We start from the raw sequence: 4,729 nt of genomic DNA, 5'->3' as shown, positions 1-4,729 counted from the left end.
GTCGCATCCTCGGAGGCCACGATGACGTCGGCGTTGCCCACCAGACCGATGCCGCCTCCGACGCAGAATCCGTTGACCGCGGCGATCACCGGGACCGCGCACTCGTAGACCGCGCGGAAGGCGGCGAAGCAGCCGCGGTTGGCGTCGATGAGCGCCGTGAAGCCCTCGGTGCGCTGCATCTCTTTGATGTCGACCCCGGCGTTGAACCCACGGCCCTCGGCCCGCAGGATCACTGCGTGAGTGGTCTGGTCGTTGCCGGCGGAGGTCAGCACCTCGCCGAGTTCGAACCAGCCGCGTGACGGGATGGCGTTGACAGGGGGAAAGTCGACGGTGACCGCGACTATCCCCGGTTCGACGGTGCGCGACGTAATAGTCATCGAGATCCTCGACCACTTCCTTGGGGGACGATTACCTAAGCAAGCACTTGCTTGGTACGCTAGCACAGTGACCCACGCCGATGGAGGCCCCGCGTTCAGCTTCGGGCTCAGCGGCCGGGTCGTGCTGGTAACCGGCGGCGTTCGAGGGGTAGGTGCCGGGATCAGCAGCGTTTTCGCCCAGCAAGGTGCCACCGTCGTCACCTGTGCTAGGCGAGAGGTTGAAGGCCTGCCCTACGAATTCCACCCCTGCGACATCCGCGACGACGACGCGGTCAAGGCGATGGTTGACGCGATCGTCGACCGGCACGGCCGCCTCGACGTGGTCGTCAACAACGCCGGAGGGTCGCCGTTCGTGTTGACGGCGGAGTCCAGTGCGAAGTTCAACCGCAAAATCATTGAGCTCAATCTGATTGGCGCACTGTCGGTTTCCCAGCACGCTAACGAGACGATGCAAAACCAGCCAGGTGGCGGGTCGATCGTCAACATCTGCAGCCTCAGCGGCCGACGGCCGTCACCGGGTACCGGCGCCTACGGGGCGGCCAAGGCGGGTCTGGAAAGTCTCACTCAGACGCTGGCGGTGGAATGGGGCCCGAAGGTGCGGGTGAACGCCTGTGTGGTCGGCATGGTCGAGACCGAGCAATCGGAGCTGTTCTACGGCGACGCCGAATCGATCGCCGCGATTTCGAAGAACGTGCCGCTCGGACGGCTCGCCACACCTGCCGATGTCGGTTGGGCCGCAGCGTTTCTGGCCTCGGACGCGGCGGCCTACATCAGCGGTGCCTCGTTGGAGGTGCACGGCGGCGGGGAACCGCCGCACTATCTGGCCACCACGACCGCAAACGCGATCAAGTAGAGGAGTCACCGGTATGGGAATAGTCGACGGCCGCGTCGTCATCGTCACCGGAGCGGGCGGCGGTATCGGGCGCGCGCACGCCTTGGCCTTCGCCGCAGAAGGCGCGCGCGTTGTGGTCAACGACATCGGTGTGGGCCTGGACGGATCGCCCGCCGGTGGTGGCAGTGCGGCCCAGAGTGTCGTCGACGAGATCACCGCTGCCGGAGGTGAAGCCGTCGCCAACGGCTCCAACATCGCGGACTGGGATCAGGCCGCCGCTCTGGTCCAGACCGCCGTCGACAGTTTCGGTGGCCTGGACGTGCTGGTCAACAACGCCGGTATCGTGCGCGACCGGATGATGGCCAACACCAGCGAAGAGGAATTCGATGCCGTCATCGCCGTACATCTCAAGGGCCACTTCGCGGCCATGCGCCATGCGGCCTCCTACTGGCGCGGGCTGAGCAAAGAGGGCAAAGCCGTTGACGCGCGGATCATTAACACCAGCTCCGGCGCGGGCCTGCAGGGCAGTGTGGGCCAGGGCAACTACAGCGCGGCCAAGGCGGGCATTGCGGCGATGACGCTGGTCGCCGCCGCTGAAATGGGCCGCTACGGCGTCACAGTCAACGCGATCGCCCCGTCAGCCCGGACCCGGATGACCGAGACAGTGTTCGCGGACATGATGGCCACCCAGGACGACGACTTCGACGCGATGGCGCCGGAGAACATCTCGCCGTTGGTGGTGTGGTTGGGCAGCAACGAATCTCGTGACATCACTGGCAAGGTGTTCGAGATCGAGGGCGGCAAGATCCGGGTCGCCGAGGGCTGGGCGCACGGACCGCAGATCGACAAGGGCGCGCGCTGGGATCCCGCCGAGTTGGGACCCGTCGTCGCCGACCTGCTGGCCAAGTCGCGGCCACCGGTCCCGGTTTACGGGGCCTGATCTTCAGGCCTGCACTGGCTACTTGTGCACTTCGACTGGGAGTCCTTGACCGACAGCGTGCATCGTTGTCGGCTGCCGTTTCTCGACGTCACCGTCGGTCTGGTGCAGGGCAGTGCCGGAGCGTTGCTGGTCGACACCGGTACCACGCTGACTGAAGCGCACGCTATCGACGCCGACGTACGCGTGATTGCCGGATGCGGCGTGACGCATGTGGTGTTGACCCACAAGCACTTCGATCACGTGCTGGGCTCCGGGGGATTTGCAGATGCTCAAATATTCTGTGCACCAGAAGTTTTGGACTACCTCACAACCGATATCGCGCAGCTTCGCGACGATGCGCTGAGTTATGGGACAGACCCCGCTGAGATCGACCATGCGATCGCCACCCTGCGGGCGCCCCAGCACGCCGTCGACGACGCAATCGTCGACCTGGGGAACCGCGAGGTGACCATCGCACGGCCGGGGGGCGGCCACACCGACGCGGATCTCGTCGTCTCAGTTCCGGGTGTCGCCGGCGAGCGGACCGTGATCTTCGCCGGTGATCTCATCGAGGAATCCGGCGACCCGGCAATCGATGTCGATTCCGATGTGGCGGCGTGGCCAAACACCCTCGACCGTCTTCTCGCGATCGGCGGATCCGACGCCATCTACGTACCGGGGCACGGCTGCGTTGTGGATGCGGAATTCGTCCGCCGCCAACAAGATTGGCTCAGAAGGTACCGCCCAGGGCCGTGATGATATCGTCGAACACCGCGACGGGGAACTGCGCCAGCGCAGCGTCGACTTGGCCGAGGCCGGTCTGAAGCGCGGCATCGATCGTCGCCGAATTACCGGTGAGCAGGGCCTCGTAGATGTCGTAGCCGGCGAATTGCGGTGCCTCGATCAGGTTGCGGAAGTCGACGAACAGGTCGGTCGTCAGGCCCGGATCCTGCGGTACCGGCGTCCCGTCCCAACTGACCAGCGTCCAATCACCTGGTGAGCCGTCGACCACGACTTGGCCTGTGTAGGGCAACAATTCGCCGGTGCTGAACAGCTCGTTGAGTACGAGCGGGAAATCCGGGTTGTTGACATTCATCAGCGTCCAGATCGCGATCGTGCCTTCGTGTGCGAACACCGCATCGGTGTCGCCCGCACTGCTGCCGGCATAGATCGTCTGGACGGCCTCGTCGACGCGCTGGTCGAACACGACGCCGTTGGCGTCGGTGGAGCCCAACTCCGGCACGAAGTCCAGCCCGAGCGTCCATAACGCGGGCGCGAGCAGATACAGGGCGCCGCCCACCGGAAGGTCGCCGACATTCACCGGCATGCCCTCGAAAATGCCGGCATCGATTTCATTGAGCTGGGCCAAATCATGGATCGGCAGACCCAGCGCGTCGGCCAGCGGCGCGGCGGTCTCGTGCGACCTGACCATCGTCGACGCGTAGATGTCGTCGATTCCGCTGCCCGACAGCACTTTAACGAGGTCATCGGCCTGTAGGTCGCCGGTAGCGGTGAGGCCCGGTCCGGGAACCAGCGTGTTGATCGCGGTCATGTCGCCGGACTCGCCGTGCCGGACGAAGTCCAGCACGATCGACCCGTCGTCGGCCCACGCCGTGGCGGACCCCATCGATTGCAGGGCCGCCGACAGCAGGCCGACAGCAACGCCAAGGGTCTTGAGCACTGCCCGGCTCAGATGCTGCCGCCGAGGGCGGCCACGATCTGGTCGAACACGTCGACCGGGAATTGGCTCAGCGCCGCGTCGACTTGGCTGAGGCCGGTCTGAAGCGCGGCGTCGATCGTCGCCGAATTACCGGTCAGCAGAGCCTCGTAGATGTCGTAGCCGGCGAATTGCGGCGCCTCGATCAGGTTGCGGAAGTCGACGAAAAGCTCGGTGCCCAGCCCCGGATCCTGCGGTACGTCGACCCCGTTATAGCTGACCAGCGTCCAATCCCCGGGCTGGCCTTCGATGACGACCTGGCCCGTGTTGGGCAGGAAACCTTCAGTTTGCTCCACCTCCTGCAGGAGCACGGAGAAGTCCGGGTTCTTGACGTTCATCAGCGTCCAGACGGCGATCGCGCCTTCGCTGGAGAACGCGACGTCGTTCGCGGTACCGCTGGCGCTTGCAGTGGTGGTGAAGATGTCTTGCACGGCGCCACCGAAGTCTTGGTCGAACGTCACCCCGTTCACGCTGGGATCGCCGATGTCCGGCACCAATACATCCCCGAACGCCCAGGAAAGCGGGCCCAGCAAGTACAGGATGCCCTCGATGCCGTTGGTCGGGTCGCCCTCGAAGGCGCCGGCCGGGATCTCGTTGACTCCGCTCAATGTCGTGGCGTCCACTGTATGGCCGGCCGCGGTACTCAGCGCATCCAGCAACGGCTGTGCCGTCTGCGCGGTCCTGAGCTCCTCCGAGTCGAAGACCCCGGCGATGTTGGTGCCGAACTCGTGCTGGATTGCGGTCGCGACGTCGGTCGCCTGACCTTGGCCGGTCGCGTCGAGTGCGGTTCCGGGTGGGTTCGTGTCGATGATGCCCGCGTTGTTGTCGATCGACTCCCCGTGCCGGACAAAGTCGATGATGATCGACCCGTCGTCGGCCCAGGC

General features: G+C 65.3%; 5 protein-coding genes and 1 pseudogene. 3 read left to right on the top strand and 3 right to left on the bottom strand.

Features of this window, described 5'->3' with window-relative positions; translation table 11 throughout:
• Nucleotides 1-377: pseudogene (gene echA20, locus VN856_RS09160) on the bottom strand ((7aS)-7a-methyl-1,5-dioxo-2,3,5,6,7,7a-hexahydro-1H-indene-carboxyl-CoA hydrolase); the annotation flags it as partial.
• Between the two features lie 67 nt (nucleotides 378-444).
• On the opposite strand from echA20, the gene VN856_RS09155 reads away from it, so the two are divergent.
• The 3 genes from VN856_RS09155 to VN856_RS09145 are packed head-to-tail and all read left to right on the top strand — an operon-like array spanning nucleotide 445 to nucleotide 2,884.
• Entirely contained in the window at nucleotides 445-1,230 is a 786-nt protein-coding gene (locus tag VN856_RS09155; RefSeq protein WP_325688195.1) for an SDR family oxidoreductase, read from the top strand.
• A gap of 13 nt (nucleotides 1,231-1,243) precedes the next feature.
• Nucleotides 1,244-2,149, top strand: coding sequence for an SDR family oxidoreductase (locus VN856_RS09150; protein WP_325688193.1), 906 nt, complete (start codon nucleotides 1,244-1,246; stop codon nucleotides 2,147-2,149).
• Between the two features lie 24 nt (nucleotides 2,150-2,173).
• Complete coding sequence (locus VN856_RS09145) at nucleotides 2,174-2,884, top strand: MBL fold metallo-hydrolase (protein WP_325688191.1); 711 nt, start codon at nucleotides 2,174-2,176, stop codon at nucleotides 2,882-2,884.
• Here the strand turns inward: VN856_RS09145 and VN856_RS09140 are convergent.
• The gene (locus VN856_RS09140) at nucleotides 2,859-3,809 is read right to left on the bottom strand and encodes a histidine phosphatase family protein (protein ID WP_325688189.1); all 951 of its coding nucleotides are present in this window, start codon (nucleotides 3,807-3,809) and stop codon (nucleotides 2,859-2,861) included. The two genes, VN856_RS09145 and VN856_RS09140, sit on opposite strands and share 26 nt — an antisense overlap.
• Nucleotides 3,810-3,817: 8 nt before the next feature.
• A partial coding sequence (locus tag VN856_RS09135) for a histidine phosphatase family protein (protein ID WP_325688188.1) occupies nucleotides 3,818-4,729 on the bottom strand: 912 nt, incomplete at its 5' end.

Source organism: Mycobacterium sp., assembly GCF_035603715.1.
Lineage (GTDB): Bacteria > Actinomycetota > Actinomycetes > Mycobacteriales > Mycobacteriaceae > Mycobacterium.
This window is presented reverse-complemented; position numbering and strand designations above follow the sequence as displayed.

What these genes read in the sequence shown, in the direction of transcription:
- VN856_RS09150 (WP_325688193.1), top strand. Translation starts at nt 1,244, where the DNA reads ATGGGAATAGTCGACGGCCGCGTCGTCATCGTCACCGGAGCGGGCGGC.